Annotated in this window: 15 protein-coding genes; 9 read left to right on the forward strand and 6 right to left on the reverse strand. The window is 55.6% G+C overall.

Features of this window, described 5'->3' with window-relative positions; all coding sequences use genetic code 11:
* Positions 1–84 precede the first annotated feature (84 nt).
* Together SERAS12_RS07480 and SERAS12_RS07485 are read right to left on the reverse strand one after the other, a co-directional pair.
* Positions 85–1551 (reverse strand): HAMP domain-containing sensor histidine kinase, encoded by a 1467-nt coding sequence (locus SERAS12_RS07480; protein WP_013812132.1) that lies wholly within the window; start codon positions 1549–1551, stop codon positions 85–87.
* Between the two features lie 3 nt (positions 1552–1554).
* Entirely contained in the window at positions 1555–2268 is a 714-nt protein-coding gene (locus SERAS12_RS07485; protein ID WP_013812133.1) for a response regulator transcription factor, read from the reverse strand.
* A gap of 152 nt (positions 2269–2420) precedes the next feature.
* On the opposite strand from SERAS12_RS07485, the gene SERAS12_RS07490 reads away from it, so the two are divergent.
* The 3 genes from SERAS12_RS07490 to SERAS12_RS07500 are packed head-to-tail and all read left to right on the forward strand — an operon-like array spanning position 2421 to position 4155.
* Positions 2421–3032: a cytochrome b/b6 domain-containing protein gene (locus tag SERAS12_RS07490; protein ID WP_013812134.1), complete on the forward strand. Its 612-nt coding sequence runs from the start codon at positions 2421–2423 to the stop codon at positions 3030–3032.
* A gap of 10 nt (positions 3033–3042) precedes the next feature.
* Positions 3043–3819: a molybdopterin-dependent oxidoreductase gene (locus SERAS12_RS07495; protein WP_013812135.1), complete on the forward strand. Its 777-nt coding sequence runs from the start codon at positions 3043–3045 to the stop codon at positions 3817–3819.
* A gap of 60 nt (positions 3820–3879) precedes the next feature.
* Positions 3880–4155 carry a pentapeptide MXKDX repeat protein gene (locus SERAS12_RS07500; RefSeq protein ID WP_004942270.1) on the forward strand — a complete coding sequence of 92 codons (276 nt, stop codon included), beginning with the start codon at positions 3880–3882 and terminating at the stop codon, positions 4153–4155.
* A gap of 52 nt (positions 4156–4207) precedes the next feature.
* Here the strand turns inward: SERAS12_RS07500 and SERAS12_RS07505 are convergent, their stop codons facing one another.
* Positions 4208–6247: a choline transporter gene (locus tag SERAS12_RS07505; protein WP_004942272.1), complete on the reverse strand. Its 2040-nt coding sequence runs from the start codon at positions 6245–6247 to the stop codon at positions 4208–4210.
* Positions 6248–6635: 388 nt separating this feature from the next.
* Between SERAS12_RS07505 and betI the strand changes: the two genes are divergently transcribed.
* From betI to betA, 3 genes are all read left to right on the forward strand, one after another.
* Entirely contained in the window at positions 6636–7232 is a 597-nt protein-coding gene (gene betI / locus SERAS12_RS07510; protein ID WP_041416003.1) for a transcriptional regulator BetI, read from the forward strand.
* Between the two features lie 20 nt (positions 7233–7252).
* The gene (gene betB / locus SERAS12_RS07515; protein ID WP_013812137.1) at positions 7253–8725 is read left to right on the forward strand and encodes a betaine-aldehyde dehydrogenase; all 1473 of its coding nucleotides are present in this window, start codon (positions 7253–7255) and stop codon (positions 8723–8725) included.
* Positions 8726–8943: 218 nt separating this feature from the next.
* The gene (betA, locus tag SERAS12_RS07520) at positions 8944–10611 is read left to right on the forward strand and encodes a choline dehydrogenase (RefSeq protein ID WP_013812138.1); all 1668 of its coding nucleotides are present in this window, start codon (positions 8944–8946) and stop codon (positions 10609–10611) included.
* Between the two features lie 101 nt (positions 10612–10712).
* Here the strand turns inward: betA and SERAS12_RS07525 are convergent, their stop codons facing one another.
* The 3 genes from SERAS12_RS07525 to SERAS12_RS07535 form a co-directional block, all read right to left on the reverse strand.
* Positions 10713–12335: an FMN-binding glutamate synthase family protein gene (locus SERAS12_RS07525; RefSeq protein WP_013812139.1), complete on the reverse strand. Its 1623-nt coding sequence runs from the start codon at positions 12333–12335 to the stop codon at positions 10713–10715.
* Between the two features lie 175 nt (positions 12336–12510).
* The gene (locus tag SERAS12_RS07530) at positions 12511–13101 is read right to left on the reverse strand and encodes a hypothetical protein (RefSeq protein WP_004942281.1); all 591 of its coding nucleotides are present in this window, start codon (positions 13099–13101) and stop codon (positions 12511–12513) included.
* A gap of 22 nt (positions 13102–13123) precedes the next feature.
* Positions 13124–13840: an EAL domain-containing protein gene (locus SERAS12_RS07535; RefSeq protein ID WP_013812140.1), complete on the reverse strand. Its 717-nt coding sequence runs from the start codon at positions 13838–13840 to the stop codon at positions 13124–13126.
* 473 nt (positions 13841–14313) lie between these two features.
* Here SERAS12_RS07535 and SERAS12_RS07540 point away from each other — a divergent pair, with 473 nt between their 5' ends.
* The 3 genes from SERAS12_RS07540 (at position 14314) to SERAS12_RS07550 (ending at position 18307) form a co-directional block, all read left to right on the forward strand.
* The gene (locus SERAS12_RS07540) at positions 14314–14871 is read left to right on the forward strand and encodes a fimbrial protein (protein WP_004942285.1); all 558 of its coding nucleotides are present in this window, start codon (positions 14314–14316) and stop codon (positions 14869–14871) included.
* Between the two features lie 64 nt (positions 14872–14935).
* A complete protein-coding gene (locus SERAS12_RS07545; protein ID WP_013812141.1) occupies positions 14936–15664 on the forward strand; it encodes a molecular chaperone in 729 nt (242 codons plus the stop codon).
* A gap of 78 nt (positions 15665–15742) precedes the next feature.
* Complete coding sequence (locus tag SERAS12_RS07550; RefSeq protein WP_013812142.1) at positions 15743–18307, forward strand: fimbria/pilus outer membrane usher protein; 2565 nt, start codon at positions 15743–15745, stop codon at positions 18305–18307.
* Positions 18308–18384: the final 77 nt, after the last annotated feature.

Genomic DNA, 18384 nt, shown 5'->3' on the forward strand with positions numbered 1-18384 from the left:
ATAGCACCATGTTGATTTGGCGGATTAATGTCATCAAATTTGTCAGCCGGAGCTGAGGGTATTTTTCGGTAGCAGCGGCATCGACTAGCGCGGTGGTATGGCAAAGCGGAAGCAGGCACCGCTTTGCGCTTGATCCACCAACTGAATATCGCTGCCGTGCAACTGCAGAATACGCCTGACGATCATCAACCCCAGCCCGCCGGTGTGGCGCCGTGTCCCACTCAGGATAGACGGCCGCACGAACAGATCGGCGCGTAGCTCCTGCGGAATGCCGGGGCCGTTGTCGTTGACCTGTACCAGCACTTTGTCTTCCTGTTGCCACAGCCGCACGCCGATTTCACCGCCCTGCGGCGTATGGCGAATGGCGTTGTCCAGCAGGTTGGTCAGCACCCGCTCGATCATGCTCAGATCGGCGAACACCAGCGGAATGCCGGGGGCGATGTCAGCGTGCAAACGCTGGTGGCGCGCTTCGGTCGCCAGCTCGAATTTCTGGAATACGTCCTGCACCAGTTCACTGAGAGAGAACGGCTCTTTTTGCGGTTTCACCACGCCGTACTCCAGCCGCGCCAGCTCGAACAGCTCTTGCGCCAGCTTGCCCACCTTGCGGCTCTGCGCCAGCGCGATCTCCAGATAGCGCCGGCGATCGTTTTCGCTCAGCGTGGCGGATTTTACCGACAGCGTTTCCAGATAGCCGTGCAGCGAGGTGAGCGGGGTGCGCAGGTCGTGAGAGATGTTGGCGATAAATTCGCGCCGCTGCTGATCCTGCTGAGAGAGCGACTGCCACTGTTCGGCAAGACGCTGTGCCATGCCGCGAAACGCCTGGTGCAACTGGCTGACTTCATCTCGCCCGGCGTTGGGAAGCGGTTGCGCCGCATAGGCTTGCACCGCGGCGATGCCGCCGTTGTCCAGCGCACTGACCTGGCGAGTGAGTTGGCGAATTGGCCGCGTGACCCAGCGGAAGGCGAAACCGCCGGCCAGCAGGCCGAACAGCACCACCAGCCCCATCGACCACAGTGCCAGCCGGATCGCCGAGCTGAGCTGGGCGTTGCTGGCCAGTGCGCTGTAGTTCTCGCCCAGCAGCACTACATACAGGTAACCTTCGACCCGGCCGTCAACCTTCAGCGGGGCGACACTGAACACTTTTTCTCCGTCGGCGCTGCGCGGATCGTCGCCGTACACCGGCATTTGTGCGCCGTCGAGCAGCGCCTGCAACGGCAACAAGTCGACCTTTTGCCGTTTCAGGTGGCCGGCCGGCGCGGCGTTGCCGATGATATTGCCCCCTTTGTCGAGCAGATAGACCTCTACGCTGGGATTCACCGCCATCAGCTGATCGAACAGAGTATGCACCGACTGCGGGTTCAAACCGTCCTGGCCCAGCAGCGGGTTGCTGGCGGCGATATGCTGCGCCAGGTTGCCGGACAGCCGTTGAATGGTCGCCTGGCTGAACTGGGTGTTGCTGCGCACCTGCAGCCAGCCGGAGAAGGCGCAGCAGAGCAGCAGCAGCAGGGCGAAGATCAGCGTCAGGCGCTGTGTCAGCGTGAGATTTTTCATGTTTTACTCTTGCGGCGACGCCGCGAATTTATAGCCCATGCCCCACACGGTGAGGATGCGCTGGGGTTCCGCCGGGTTGCTTTCTATCTTGATGCGCAGCCGGTTGATATGGGTATTCACCGTGTGTTCATACCCTTCATGCTGATAGCCCCACACCTGATTGAGCAGGCTTAAGCGTGAGAATACCTTGCCCGGATGGCGGGCGAAGAAATACAGCAGGTCGAACTCGCGCGGCGTCAGATCGATCGGCTGCTGATTCAACTGCACCTCGCGGGCGATGGGATCGATGGTCAGGCCGTCAAAGCTCAGCGTGCCGGCGTCCAGGCGCAGGTTACGGCTCATCGCCTCTTGGCGGCGGAACAGCGCCTTGACTCGCGCCACCAACTCCAGCATCGAGAAGGGCTTGGCCAGGTAATCGTCAGCGCCAAGCTCCAGCCCCAGCACGCGGTGCACCTCGCTGGAACGCGCGCTGGTGATGATGATCGGCGTGTAGCGTGTCATATTGCGTGCCCGGCGACAGATCTCCAGCCCATCGACGCCCGGCAGCATCAGATCGAGGATCAGGGCGTCCCAGCCGCCCTGTTCCAGCATCGCCATGCCCAGATTGCCGTCGGCGGCGTGGCTGATGTTGTAACCCTCATCGCGCAGGTGCAACTGCAGCAGTTCGGCGATATCGCCGTCATCCTCAACGATTAAAATTCTCTTTGGTTTTTCCATCTTTTTCCGCCACCGATGACCCGCTTCTCTCTGAAGTCTACACAAGCGCCGTGCATGGAGTTATCACATTTTATTTAACTTTGCGTGAGGTCTTGGGGAACAAATTCGCGAAATACTTGGCTCATCGCCACCTTGGCCGCCAGGAGAAAATCATGAGCATGACTCGCGCACCGGAAAAGCCACCGCTTGTGCATCCGCTGTGGTTGCGGTTGACGCATTGGCTGAATGCGCTGGCGATGCTGATCATGGTGACCAGCGGCTGGCGCATTTATAACGCTTCGCCGCTGTTCAACTTCAGCTTTGTCAATGAGCTGACGCTCGGCGGTTGGTTAGGCGGCGCACTGCAGTGGCACTTTGCCGGCATGTGGCTGTTTGGGCTTAACGGGCTGTGTTACCTGCTGATCAACCTGGTCAGCGGCCGTTTCAAACGCAAGTTTTGGCCGCTCAGCCCCAGACAGTTTTTCACCGATCTGAGCGCCGCGTTGCGTGGCCGGCTGCAGCATGCCGATTTGCGCCACTACAACATGGTGCAGCGCGCGGCTTATCTGTTCGTGATGGCCGACAGTATCCTGATGGCGCTCTCCGGGCTGGTGCTGTGGAAATCGGTGCAGTTTCCGCTGTTGCGCGAGCTGCTTGGCGGTTATGACGCGGCGCGTTACATCCACTTTTTCGCCATGTCGGCGCTTGTGGGGTTTGTCGTGATTCATCTGGTGATGGTGGCGCTGGTGCCCCGCACTTTGTTGGCCATGCTGCGCGGACGTTAAGGGGATCGCAATGAAAACGGATAAGCCCTCTATTACGGTGAGTGAAGGGCAGGAGATTATCAAAGAGGCGCAGCGGTTGCTGGCGTCTTCGTCACGCCGCCGTTTTTTGCGCAACGGTCTGACGCTGGGCGGCATAGCGATGCTCACCGGTTGCGATCTCAGCAGCAACGCCAACGTCGAGCAGGCACTGAGTCGCATTTCGCGTTTTAACGATCGGGTGCAGGGCTGGTTGTTCAGCGCTGACCATCTGGCACCGGTCTATCCCGAATCCATGATGACCCGGCCGTTTCCGTTCAACGCCTTTTACGGCGAAGAAGACGCGCCGGACATCAACGGCGACGACTATCGGTTGGACGTCACCGGACTGGTGCTGGACAAAAGCGCCTGGACATTGCCGCAGTTGCACCGAATGGTGCAAATCAGCCAGGTGACGCGCCACATCTGCGTCGAAGGCTGGAGCGCCATCGGCAAATGGGGAGGCGTGCCCTTTGCGACCTTTCTCAAGGCGATTGGCGCGGATTTGAACGCGCGCTATGTCAGCTTTAAATGCGCCGACGATTACTACACCAGCATCGATATGGCCACCGCACTGCATCCGCAGACCATTATGGCACTGACCTATGACGGCCAGATTCTGCCGCGCAAATACGGTTATCCGATGAAGCTGCGCATGCCGACCAAACTCGGCTACAAGAATCCAAAACACATTCAGGTGATTGAAATCACCAATCGCTTCCCGGGCGGTTACTGGGAAGACCAAGGTTATAACTGGTTTGGCGGCAGCTGACGGCGGCCGCAAATATCCCCTGACACCTCAGGTGTCTTTGACATGAAAGAAGGAAATACCATGAAAAAGTTATTCGCAATGATGATGTGCAGCGCGTTGATGTTGGGTGTGGCTGGTGCCAATGCCGCAGACAGTATGAGTAAGGATGCGATGAAGAAGGACGCCATGAGCCAGATGTCGCATGACGGCATGGCTAAAGACGGCATGAAGAAAGATTGCATGGGCAAGGATTGCATGAAGAAAGACGCCATGAAGCATGACGCGATGAAAAAGGACCACATGGCGAAAGACGGTATGAAGAAAGACGCCATGAAAAAGGATGCGATGGGGCAGTAATAAAAAAGGCGCAGTGACACCCGCTGCGCCTTTTTGCCGTGCTTGAGCCGGGTTACATATCCGGGAAGGTCAGGGTATTGCCCGGCGCTTCGCGGTGAATGTGCAGGAAGTTCAGATGCTTCTCGTACTGATCGAGGATATCGCCGATCACCTGCTCCTTGCTGTAATCCATCAGATCATTGCCCTGGGTGCCTTCCATCAGGAAGGTTTCCAGCCGGTAATAGTGCGATTTGCCTGAGCGGGCGCGGTAGGTGAAGCCCGGCACCGAATAACGCTGTGGCCAAATCTGATAGATAAAGTTTTGCTCCTCACCCAAATGAACCAGCAGTTCCAGGTGGTTCAAACGCTCATCTTCCGTCGGCGGCACTTCGGTAAATTCCACTTTGGCGCCGCGCAGTTCCAGCTCGCGCGCCACTTCCTGCATTGCCGGTCTGCAACGGGTATCCAGCATTTTTTGCGTGTACTGGGTGCCAGGGTAGTTCATCACCCGCGACAGGCGCTGTTTCCAGTTCAGCACGTCATTGCTCGAAATCGGCATGGGGGCGTTGGTATTCAGCGCGCTGGCCTTGCGATAGTCCTCCACCCGCAGCGATTTATACAACCCGGCCATTACGAAGAAGATCACGAAGCTGAACGGCAGGCCCATGATCACCGTCGTTTTCTGCAACGCAGGCACGCCGTCGGTCATCAGCATGCCGATGGTCAGCAGGCCGATGGCCACCGACCAGAAAATCCGCAGCCAGTTGGGCGCATCGTTATTGATGTCGGCCAGGCGCGAGGTAAAGTTGCCCAGCACCAGTGAACCTGAATCCGCCGAGGTCACGTAGAACAGCAGGCCGGTGATGGTGGCCACCGAGGCGCTGAAGGTGAAGCCCGGGTATTGCGCCAGCAGGCTGTAGAAGCCACGTTCCGGGTATTGCATCACTTCCTGCGCAAAGGCGGCATTGCCGTGGATAATCTGGTACAGCGCGCTGTTACCGAAGATCGACAGCCACAGCAGGGTGAACACGAAAGGAATGATCAGCGTGCCGACCACAAACTGACGGATGGTACGCCCGCGCGAAATACGCGCCAGGAACAGGCCGACAAACGGCGACCACGCCACCCACCAGGCCCAGAAGAACAGGGTCCAGTTGTTCATCCATTCCACCGGACGATCGAAGGCGAAGCTGTTGAGCGTCATGCCCATAAAGCGATTGACGTAATCGCCGACGTTGAGCACCAGCGCATTGAGCAGGAACTCGGTATCGCCGCAGAACAGCACGAACAGGATCAACCCCAGCGCCAGCAACACGTTGAGCTCGGACAAAATACGAATGCCCTTGTTGACGCCGGAGGTTACCGAAATGGTGGCCATAATCACCGAAAGCAGGATCAGTGCGCTTTGAACCGTCAGGTTTTCCGGTACCTGGAACAGCACCTTCAATCCATAGTTGAGCTGCACCACGCCAATGCCGAGCGTGGTGGCGATGCCGAAAATGGTGCCCAGCACCGCCGCGATATCCACGCTGTGGCCGATCGGGCCGTTGATGCGTTTACCGAAGATCGGGTACAGCGCCGAACGGATGGTCAGCGGCAGGTTATAGCGGTAGCTGAAATAACCGAGGGCAATGCCCATCAGCGCATACATTGACCAGCCGGTCAGTCCGTAGTGGAACAGTGTCCACACCATGGCCTGGCGCGCCGCTTCCAGCGTTTGGGCATCGCCTTCCGGCGGCATCATATATTGCGTTACGGGTTCAGCGACCGAGAAGAACATCAAATCGATGCCGATGCCGGCGGCGAACAGCATCGCCGCCCAGCTCATCAGGCTGAACTCGGGCTTGGACTGTTCCGGCCCGAGCTTGATCGAACCGAAGCGCGAGGCGGCGATAAACACCACGAATACGATGTACAGGGTGGCGGCCAGCAGGTAATACCAGCCGAAGGTGGTTGAAACCCAATTCAGGGTGCGGGTGATCCATCGCCCGGAGAAATCGGTAAAAAAAATGGTCATCAGCGAGAAGGCCAGAATCAGCCCTGCCGAGGTAAAGAAAACCACAGGATTAAGGCGATCCTTTTGCGGTTTTGAGGAGGTTTCGCTGGTTGTCATCGTCGTCCTCTGTTTTTAACAACTGAGTAAAATCGTGCCCACATTTCTGCTCTGAACGACGCGCAGGCGTCGTCCGGAAAGTGCGGATAAAAAGCGGCACTGCTTGCCGTTTAGCCTGTTAACGAAACGGGAAATCGTTTCGTGGTGGGAACCGCTTACAGACACTGATTTTGGTCAGATTCGTTAAATACCTCACAAAAATCAGCCAGTTCCACAACCGAAAAGTACATTTTTGTAACCAGGCAGCAATAAAATATATGCAATTTTTATTGAACGTTCAATCAAAAAAAAGTTTAATAGTCCGCATGAAGACCAAGTTCAGCAGGCGGAAAGTCGATGAAATTCGCCGCTGAGATGAGGCCGAAGTCGGTTTTGCGAGAGTCGAATTATGCCAAAGGTAGGAATGCAGCCAATTAGAAGGCAGCAGTTGATTGATGCCACGCTGGCCGCGGTAAACGAAGTCGGAATGCATGACGCCACCATTGCGCAGATAGCGCGCAGGGCGGGTGTTTCCAACGGCATCATCAGCCACTATTTCAAGGATAAGAACGGGTTGCTGGAAGCCACGATGCGCTATTTGATCAGCCATTTGGGGGAAGCGGTGAAGCTGCGGCTACGGGCGCTGGACGACCAGAGCCCGGCCGCAAGGCTGCAGGCGATCGTTGCCGGCAACTTCGACGACAGCCAGATCAACAGCGCAGCGATGAAAACCTGGTTGGCCTTTTGGGCCAGCAGCCTGCATCAGCCGCAGCTTAACCGGTTGCAACAGGTGAACGGCCGTCGTCTGTATTCCAACCTGTGCGCCGAGTTCAGCCGCGCATTGCCGCAGGCGCAGGCACGTTTGGCGGCCAAAGGGCTGGCGGCGTTGATCGACGGTTTGTGGTTGCGCAGCGCACTGCGCGGCGCGGCGTTTAATCAGGTGCAGGCGATCGCGCTCACTACCGATTACATTACGTTTCAACTCCGGGGGCAAACGCCACCCTGAGGACAATCCAAGGAGAACCTATGTCCCGTTTTGGCTTGCAGAAGCTCTATATTCATGGTGCCTATGTAGACAGTACCGAGGGGAAAACCTTCAACGCAGTGAACCCGGCGAATGGCGAAGTGCTTGCCGAGATCCAGTCCGCCAGCGCTGAAGACGTCAACCGTGCGGTTGCCAGCGCAGCCAGCGGGCAGAAGGTGTGGGCGGCGATGACGGCGATGGCGCGTTCGCGCATTCTGCGCCGTGCGGTGGATATTCTGCGCGAGCGTAATGACGAACTGGCGGCACTGGAAACGCTGGATACCGGCAAGGCGATGTCGGAAACCACCGCGGTCGATATCGTCACCGGCGCCGACGTACTGGAATACTACGCAGGGCTGATCCCGGCTATCGAAGGCCAGCAGATCCCGCTGCGCGACACCTCTTTCGTTTATACCCGCCGTGAACCGCTGGGTGTGGTGGCCGGTATCGGCGCCTGGAACTACCCGATTCAGATTGCCTTGTGGAAGTCCGCGCCGGCTCTGGCTGCGGGCAACGCGATGATCTTTAAACCGAGCGAAGTGACCTCTCTGACGGCGTTGAAACTGGCCGAGATCTACACCGAAGCCGGCGTGCCGGACGGTGTGTTCAACGTGGTCACCGGCAGCGGCGCAGAGGTCGGCCAATATCTGACCGATCACCCAGGCATCGCCAAGGTATCCTTCACCGGCGGGGTAAAAACCGGCAAGAAAGTGATGGCCAACGCCTCAGGTTCCACGCTGAAAGAAGTCACCATGGAACTGGGCGGCAAGTCGCCGCTGATTATCTTTGACGACGCCGATCTGGATCGCGCTGCCGACATCGCGATGATGGCCAATTTCTACAGCTCCGGCCAGGTGTGTACCAACGGTACGCGCGTGTTTGTCCCGGCGGCGTTGCAGGCGCAGTTTGAAGCGAAAATTCTCGAACGCGTGAAGCGCATTCGTCTGGGTGATCCTGCAGATCCGCAAACCAACTTTGGGCCGCTGGTCAGCTTTGCGCATATGGAGTCCGTGCTGCGCTTTATCGAGAGCGGCAAGAACAGCGGCGCACGTTTGCTGTGCGGCGGTGAGCGCGTGACCGAAGGCGAATACGCCAAAGGGGCTTATGTGGCACCGACGGTGTTTACCGATTGCCGTGACGACATGGAAATTGTGCGTGAAGAAATCTTCGGGCCGGTAATGAGCATCCTCACTTATCACAGCGAAGAAGAAGTGGTGCGCCGTGCCAACGACACCACTTTCGGCCTGGCCGCCGGACTGGTGACTAACGATCTGACCCGAGCTCACCGAGTGATTCACCAGCTTGAAGCCGGCATTTGCTGGATCAACACCTGGGGCGAGTCGGCGGCAGAAATGCCGGTTGGCGGCTATAAGCAATCCGGCGTCGGCCGCGAGAATGGCCTGAGCACGCTGGAGCACTACACCCAGATCAAATCGGTGCAGGTAGAGCTGGGCGAATACGCCTCGGTGTTCTGATATTCCCGTCGCCTTTCGCGTCTGCGCTTGTCGGGGCTTCCGCATGCTGGGGCCCCCAAGTTCTTGACCCTACACATTTATACCCAATGGATTTCAAGTTGCAGCTAGGCGGCAAGTGCGGGCATCCCCAGGAGCTTACTTAAGTAAGTGACTGGGGGGGTACGTACGCAGCCAACAACGCTGCGGCTTGAAAGACGAAGGGGATGAGGAGATCATTAATGGAATTTGATTATATTATTATCGGTGCCGGCTCTGCCGGTAACGTATTAGCCACCCGTTTAACCGAAGACGCCGATGTCAGCGTGTTGCTGCTGGAAGCCGGCGGCCCGGATTACCGGATGGATTTCCGTACGCAGATGCCGGCCGCGCTGGCCTTCCCGTTGCAGGGGCGCCGCTACAACTGGGCCTACGAAACCGATCCTGAGCCGCACATGAACAATCGCCGTATGGAATGCGGCCGTGGCAAAGGTCTGGGCGGTTCTTCGCTGATCAACGGCATGTGCTACATCCGCGGCAACGCGATGGATTTCGACAACTGGGCAAAAGCGCCGGGGCTGGAAAACTGGAGCTATCTGGACTGCCTACCGTATTTCCGCAAGGCGGAAACCCGCGACATCGGATCGAACGATTATCACGGCGGCGACGGCCCGGTCAGCGTCACTACCCCGAAAACCGGCAACAACGAACTGTTCCACGCGATGGTGGAAGCCGGCGTGCAGGCGGGCTATCCGCGTACCGAAGATCTGAACGGCTATCAGCAGGAAGGGTTCGGCCCGATGGATCGTACCGTGACGCCGAAAGGCCGCCGTGCCAGCACCGCTCGCGGTTATCTGGATCAGGCGCGTTCACGCCCTAATCTGAAGATTGTCACCCATGCACTCACCGATCGTATTCGCTTCGATGGCAAACGTGCGGTGGGCGTTGATTACTTGCAGGGCGACGGCAATCAGATCGCCAGCGCAAGCGCGCGGCGCGAAGTGCTGTTGTGCGCCGGGGCGATTGCCTCGCCGCAGATCCTGCAACGCAGCGGAGTCGGCCCTGCGTCGTTGCTGAAAAGCCTGGATATCAAGGTGGTGCACGATCTGCCGGGCGTCGGTGAGAACTTGCAGGATCATCTGGAAATGTATCTGCAGTACGCCTGTAAAAAACCGGTGTCGCTGTATCCGGCGCTGCAATGGTTCAACCAGCCGAAGATTGGCGCAGAGTGGCTGTTCAACGGCACCGGTATTGGCGCCAGTAACCAGTTTGAAGCCGGCGGTTTTATCCGGAGCCGCGAGGAGTTCGCCTGGCCGAATATCCAATATCACTTCCTGCCGGTGGCGATTAATTACAACGGCAGCAACGCGCTCAAAGAACACGGGTTCCAGGCTCATGTCGGGTCGATGCGTTCCCCGAGCCGTGGCCGGGTGCAGGTGAAATCGAAAGATCCGCGTCAGCATCCGAGCATCCTGTTCAACTATATGGCGACAGAGCAAGACTGGCAGGAGTTCCGCGACGCGATCCGAATTACGCGTGAAATCATGGCGCAGCCGGCGCTGGACGAATACCGCGGTCGCGAAATCAGCCCGGGGCCGGAGGTGCAGACCGACGAGCAGCTGGACGCCTTTGTGCGTGAGCATGCTGAAACCGCCTTTCACCCTTCCTGCTCATGCAAAATGGGCGAAGACGAGATGGCCGTGGTCGACGGCCAGGGCCGGGTTCACGGCATGGAAGGGCTGCGGGTGGTGGATGCCTCCATCATGCCGCTGATCATTACCGGTAACCTGAACGCCACCACGATCATGATTGCCGAGAAGATTGCCGACAACATTCGCCAGCGTGCGCCGTTGCCACGCAGTACTGCAGAGTATTACGTGGCCGGCGACGCCCCGGCGCGCAAGCCGTAACCTACATGCCCTCTCGCCGCTGAGGGGGAGGGCTGCTGTAGCAAGCACCCCCTCTCCAATGCTCTTCCCCGAGGCGAGGGGGCAATACTTTCCCTCTTCTGTTAAACCGGCAGCGAGATCGCCTGATCGAAACTGTTGGGCGTCGCCATGCGCCACATACGCGCATAAAAATCACTTTGGATCTCTTTTTCCAGCAATGCGCCCGGCTCCAGGTAGTAATAGATATCCGCATAGACCTTGATTTCGGTTGAGGTGATGCGGCGTAGCATATGGTGAGACGTCAGTTGCTCCGGGCGGCTGATGCCGGCCGCTGCCAGCATTTCCGCCAGCGCTTTGACCGTATTTTGGTGAAAGTGGTAAACGCGTTCGGCTTTGTTCGGCACCACCAGTGCCTTCTGGCGCAGCGGGTCCTGCGTGGCGACGCCGGTCGGGCAGTGGTTGGTGTGGCAGCTTTGCGACTGGATGCAGCCGACGGCGAACATAAAGCCGCGCGCCGAGTTCACCCAGTCGGCGCCCAGCACCAGCACGCTGGCGATGTCGAAGGCACTGATGATTTTGCCGCTGGCACCGACTTTGATCTTGTCGCGCAGCCCGCAGCCCACCAGAGTGTTGTGGACGAACAAAAGCCCTTCGCGCAACGGCATACCCATATAGTTGGATAACTCAAGCGGTGCGGCACCGGTGCCGCCTTCCTTACCGTCTACTACGATAAAGTCCGGCAAAATATGGGTATGCAGCATCGCCTTGGCGATAGCGACAAATTCCCACGGGTGGCCGATGCACAGCTTAAAACCCACAGGTTTACCGCCGGACAGTTCGCGCAGTTGCTGGATAAAATGCATCATTTCCACCGGGGTGGTGAAGGCGCTGTGCGAGGCCGGAGAAATGCAGTCTTCCCCCTCGGGCACGCCGCGCGTGGCGGCAATTTCCGCATCCACTTTTTTTGCCGGCAGAATGCCGCCATGGCCCGGTTTTGCGCCCTGGCTGAGTTTGATTTCAATCATTTTTACCTGCGGGTTTTTTGCCTGCTCGGCAAAGCGCTGCGGATCGAAATGGCCGTCGGCGGCGCGGCAGCCGAAATAGCCGCTGCCCAGTTCCCACACCAGATCGCCGCCGTGTTCACGGTGATAGCGGCTGATGCTGCCTTCGCCGGTGTCATGATAGAAATTACCTTTCGCTGCACCAAGATTGAGGGCGCGAATGGCGTTGGCCGACAACGCGCCGAAGCTCATGGCGGAGATATTAAAGATTGAGGCGGAATAGGGTTGGCTACAGTCCGGGCCGCCGATCGCCACGCGAAAACTGGTGGGATCGGATGCCGCTACCGGGCGCATGGAATGGCCGATGCATTCATAACCCGTTTGATAAACGTCCAGTTGGGTACCGAATGGCTTGTCGCCCATCTCATTTTTGGCGCGGCGGTAGACCAGCGTGCGCTGAGTACGTGAGAACGGGATCTGGGCGTTATCTTCTTCCAGTAAATATTGGCGTATTTCCGGGCGGATAAATTCGAAGAAAAAGCGCAGGCGGCCGATGATCGGATAGTTGCGGCAGATGGCGTGGCGTTGCTGAGTCAGATCGTAAATACCCAGTGCGCTCAGACACCCGAAAAGGATTGTCGGCAACCAAAACCAGGGTCGTTGCGGCAACAGTGCCAATGACGCCAGCGCAAGCAAGATGCTCAAAACAAAGCAGGTATAACGGCTGAACAAGGATGATTTCATAACATCTCCTGATGTTTTTATTTAATCCATACGACACGACTTGTGGGAAAGCCCCACGGCCAAATCGTAACCAATAGACAGGAGTGTTATGTGACTGTTGCTGCTATGTCGCTCATTGTTACATTAATTTAACCTGGCGCGACGAAAGCAGGCCGCCGGGTAGCAGCCTGAAGGGTTATTTACTGGCGACGAAGATGGTGCTCATGCTGCGCAAACGCAGCTTTTTCATCGCGCTGTATTTTTGCGAGAAAATGGTTTTGGGATGCGTGCCGCGCTTCTGGGCAATATGCAGCAGGCTATCGCCACGCAGCAGGTTGAAGATGACATCGCTTTCCGCAGGGCTGAGTTCGCGGGTTTTCTGCATTTTTATCCCGCCTGACTCTTTGCTTTCCAACAGATTTTGTATTTTTTCCTGCAGCGAATAAAGTGGGATACGGGTAGAGACTAATTCAACGGAAATACCCAGTATCGACAGCAGTTTCACTACGCGTTCGTCATCATAAAATACCAGGATCCGCGTTTTGGTGTTGTATTGCTGATGCATTGACACCAGACTTTCAATGACGTTGACACTTTGCTCCAGATTTTGCGAGGTAAATATCAGCGCGATATCGTGCTTAATTATCTTTTCCGCCTTGGATCCCCCCTGCATAAAATCCGAAAACAGTCTGATATCGTACTTGCCGTAATGTTTTTTCACTAACACCGAAAGGCCGACATAGCTGTACTTACACTCACTAATAACAAGGACATTGTTTTTAGACATAATGGCAGACACCAATAATGAGTTAAAAGTATTCAGCTGTAAGAAGCGAGTTCAAATCCTTGATGTCGGATTCCTTCCACAGCTTTCCCTGCAGTGCGTAATATGGCATTTCGTCCAGCCATTTTTTATGGTCGGGAGTTTCAACCCCTTCGATAATTACCTTGTAATGGTTAAGGTAAAAAAATCGCAATAAAGCGCGCATTAAGCCGTCACCGCCAGATTTTTCCATAAAATTCCATAACAAAAACCGGTCTAGCTTAACGAAGCGGAACTGGCTGTTATACAACGCGGAAAAACCGGCGTAGCCAGAACCAAAATCATCGAGCCAAAATGAATAACTTTTCAGCGAGGGATCGCCATGAACGCGATCTTTTACCAGTCGGGTTGAGTTTTCGCTGATTTCAAAATGAATACACCGAGTGGCGCGAATTCTTTCTGCAAAATGGTCACTGGCCAGCCATCGCAACGAATGGTCGTCCACATTCAATGTGGCTATAACCTGATTATCACGAAACCAGTGATTATATTTTTCTATCAGGCTGACCTGTTCTAACAGAATCTCAATTCGGGTTGCACTATCGGCAGATCGAAAAAACTGCTCAGGGGAAAAATGAGCATATTCGCTATTGAAAGGGAATCGGGACAAGCATTCAACGGCCAGCAATTGTCCGGATTTTCCGAACATTGGCTGGAAAACATAATTAATCCCGTTATTTTTCGCTCTAAAAGAACCGCTCATTCCTCAATCCTTTGACTGATATGTAACTTCTTGTTTTTTAACGGTAATAAAAGTTAATAAGTGATTTTTATTGGTAATTATCTTATTTAATTCAACCAAGACGTGTCATGTCGCCCCCAGACCATTAAACGCGCAATTTGTCGTGAAGTCCAAATGATTTCAAGGGTAACAAAATGTAAATTTACAGGATAATATCCTGATAATTATGACTTAAAGCAATGTATTGAACTGCCTGGCTTTTCAAAACACAGATTATTCCTATTCAGTTGAATCGTCAACATCGATCGATAGGTATTTGTTGATAGTTTTTTCCTATCAAGAGGGGTGATATGAATGTTATAAACGATTTAACAATAAGAATAAGCCTGGTCTATATTTCGCCGGGCAATGGATTCATCGGGGCTTCATTCCTGACAAGGAGTAGCATCGCTGAATGTACTTAATAGTTGTATTAATTCATCGAGAGTCTAAATATGAAAATTTCTAAACTGTCTGCCGTATTGGCATTGGCTGTAAGCGCCGCTACTATTTCTTCTTTTTCTGCACAAGCGACTGACGGTACTATTACTTTCAACGGTAAAGTGACTGACCAGACTTGTACTATCAGCACCCCAGGCGGTAAAGACTTCACCGTTACTCTGCCAACTGTTTCTGCTTCAACTTTGGCAACTCAGAGCGCAACTGCCGGCCGTACTCCATTCGCAATCAACCTGACCAAATGTTCTAAAGGCCAGGTAGCCACTTATTTCGAGCCAGGCGCAACTGTTGATTTCAATACTGGCCGTCTGAACAACCAGGCGCAGACTGATGCAGCGACCAACGTGCAAATTCAGCTGCTGGGCAGCAACAACCAGTTCCTGCCAATTCTGGCCGCCGGCACCAACGGCGCGCAGAACAACTCTCAGTGGGTTACCGTTGCTAACGAAGGCGATTCTGCTGACCTGAACTACTACGCTGAATATTACGCGACCAACGCTGCCGGCGCTGGTGATGTGACTTCAAGCGTTCAGTACACCATCATTTATCAATAAGTAATATTTTTATTCTGGCGGGGGGAATACCTCCGCCGTTTTTCCCTACCGTAGTGATAAAATAATGAAAAATTCATTTAAAAAATACAGTGTATTGCTGATTGCCACGCTATTCAGCAGCAGCGTTTTTTCCAGTGTCATCATTAACGGTACTCGTATTATTTATCCGGGAAAACAACGGGAAGTTACCGTCCAATTATCAAATAATGGAACTTCACCGGCATTGATCCAATCCTGGATTGACGAAGGCGATGCGAAAACCACGCCTGAAAACAGCAAGGCACCGTTTATCGTTTCCCCGCCAATCAGCCGCGTTGAACCGGCTACCGGCCAGGCGCTGCGTGTTTCACTGACCACGTCGGCATTGGCACAAGACAAAGAATCCCTGTTCTGGTTGAACGTACTGGAGATCCCTCCTGCGCCGACCGGGGCAAGCAGCAGTACGCCTGAGAACTTTTTACAGGTGGCTTTCCGCACCCGCGTCAAACTGCTGTATCGTCCGGCCGGCCTGACTGGCGAAGCGAACGATGCACCTGAAAAACTGCAGTGGCGCTTTAGCGGCGCCGGCGTCAGCGTGAAAAACCCAACGCCGTATTACGTGTCGTTTACCGAAATCAATGCCGTCGTCAACCAGAAGAACGTGCCGCTGGCACCCCACGGCGACATGCTGGCCCCAGGCCAGGAAAAAACGCTGTCGTTTTCCGGTGACAGCTCGCGCATCGCCGACGTTGCATTTACCACCATTAACGATTTTGGCGGACGCGTGTCCCGCACTAAGAATAAGCAAAAGTAACTCTTGGAAGAGAGACTCATACCCCAGAGCGCAAGCTGTCGGTGGGGTGAGCTTAATTTGGTAAAGGAATGCTTTTATATGAAAGAGTTGCCTATCTCTGCGGCCATTAAACGGGCGCTATTTAACTATAAGTCGATTCTGTTGTTGACCGGCGGCGCACTTTGCCTGGCGGCGCCTGGATTTGCCCTGGCGGAAATCGTTACCGACAACAAAAAGCCCACCGCACCGGTTGAAGCTTCCTTCAACAGCAGCTTCCTGATTGGGGAGGCGCAAGGCGTCGATCTTTCGCGTTTCCGCGACGGCAACCCTATTCTTGCCGGCAAATACTCACTCGACGTCTATGTTAACGGCGAGTGGAAAGGCAAGAAGAGTATCGATTTCAAAAACGTGCCGGGTAAAAACAGCGCCGACACCTGTTTCTCTCTGCTGTCGCTGGATGAATTCGGTGTGGATACTGCGGCATTGAGCAGCGATCCTTCGGTCACTACCGATACCTGTAAAAGCCTGCCGCAGTGGGTGCCGGAAGCCTATTATCGCCTTGATACCAGTTCGCTGCGAATGGATATCAGTATCCCGCAGTCGTCGCTGCGCCGGAGTGCGCGTGGCTATGTCGATCCGAAATTCTGGGATCGTGGCATTACCGCCGGCAGCCTTTCGTATAATTTTAATGCCTTTAATACCCACAGTTCCGCCAACGGCAGCAACGCGGATTCAACCAACGCTTATTTGACCCTGAACGCCGGGTTAAACGTGGCCGGTTGGCAGTTGCGCCATGACTCTAACGTCAACTGGCGCTCCAACGAAAGCACCCATTGGCAAAACACCGCCACTTACGCGCAGCGTGCCATCCCGGCCGTACGCGGCATGCTGACGTTGGGTGATACCTATACCAGCGGCGACTTCTTTGATTCTATCGGTTTTCGCGGCGTACAGGTCGCGACGGATGACCGCATGTTGCCTGACTCTCTGAACGGCTATGCGCCTGTGGTGCGTGGCGTGGCGCAAAGTAACGCGCTGGTGGAGATCCGTCAGAATAACCAGTTGATCTACCAGACCACCGTTGCGCCCGGCGAATTCGTGATTAACGATCTTTATCCAACCGGTTACGGCGGCGACTTGAACGTCACCATCAACGAGGCCGACGGCAGCAAGCGCCAGTTCAGCGTGCCTTACGCTTCGGTAGCGCAGATGTTGCGCCCGGGGATCCAGCGTTATGCCCTGACCGCAGGCCGAGTGCGCGATGATAATTTGAGCAAGGAACCCGATATGTTCCAGGCGACTTATCAGCGCGGGTTTACCAATATCATCACCGGCTACACCGGCGCTATCGCCAGTGACGGCTATGGTGCCGTGTTGTTGGGCAGTGCGGTAGCGACGCCGATCGGTGCCTTTGCTCTGGACGTGACTCAGGCCAATACCCGCCTGAAGCAGGGCGACCAATCCGGTCAGAGCTATAAGCTCAGCTATAGCAAGTTGATGACTGAAACCAACACCAACTTCACCATCGCCGCTTATCGCTACTCCACCTCCGGTTACCTTTCGTTGCGTGACGCCGTTTACTCGCGAGACAACGAACGCAAGAACCTGAGTGCCGACGCCGTTAACCGCCAGCGCAGCGAATACCAACTGACCCTCAACCAGGGGCTGGGCGATGACTTTGGCGCGTTGTATATCACCGGTTCGGTTCGCGATTACTGGAACCGGGGCGGCAGCACCAAGCAGTATCAGGTGGGTTATAACAACTATTATGGTCGCGTCACCTATGGCCTGTCCGCCATGCGCACCTCGGACATGTATAACCGTGATGAAACCCGTTATTACCTGACGCTGTCGATTCCGTTCAGCGTCGGTTCGCAGACGCTGAGCCTGAACAGTTCATTGGGCTATACCGATAACGGCTACGACAGCAGCCGCGTGGGCATTAACGGTTCTACCGGTGAAGACAACAACCTCAGCTACAGCGCGGCGCTGGCTAACGATCAATCCGGCGGCACCAACAGCAGCGTAAGCGGCGAATACCGTAGCCGGTTCTCGACGCTGAACGGTTCTTACAGCTACGGCAAGGATTATCGTCAGTCGTCGATCGGGGCGTCGGGCAGCGTAGTGGCTCACAGCGGTGGGGTGACCATGACGCCGCAGCGCGGCCAGACCATGGTGCTGGTAGAGGCGCCGGACGCTGCCGGGGCTATCGTGACCAACTCGCCGGGCGTGCGTATCGATGATAACGGCTATGCGGTAGTGCCTTACGTGGCGCCATACCGCATGACCAACGTAACGCTCGATCCGAGCGGCATGTCGCGCGATGTGGAGTTGGAAAGCAGCAGTCAGCAGATTGCGCCTTACGCCGGTGCCATCGCACGGCTGGAGTTCAAAACCACCAAAGGCCAGGCGTTGATCATTCATGCTCTCGGCCCGGACGGCAACGCGTTGCCATTTGGTTCTGAAGTGCTGGACACCCGCAATCAGGTGGTGGGCATCGTCGGCCAGGGCAGCCGCATCTACTTGCGTACGGAAGCGCAAAAAGGGCTGTTACAGGTGAAATGGGGCACGCAGCCTACGCAGCAGTGTTCTGTCAGCTATAGCTACAAGGCGAAAGCGCAGGGCAATACTGACTACGAAATTATTGAAGCGAGTTGCAAATGATAAAATTAACGCGTGTTCTGTCACTGAATAAAACGTCAGCGAAATGCTTGATGCTGCTCGGCTTGATGATGGTGGGC

Source organism: Serratia sp. AS12, assembly GCF_000214195.1.
Taxonomy (GTDB): domain Bacteria; phylum Pseudomonadota; class Gammaproteobacteria; order Enterobacterales; family Enterobacteriaceae; genus Serratia; species Serratia plymuthica.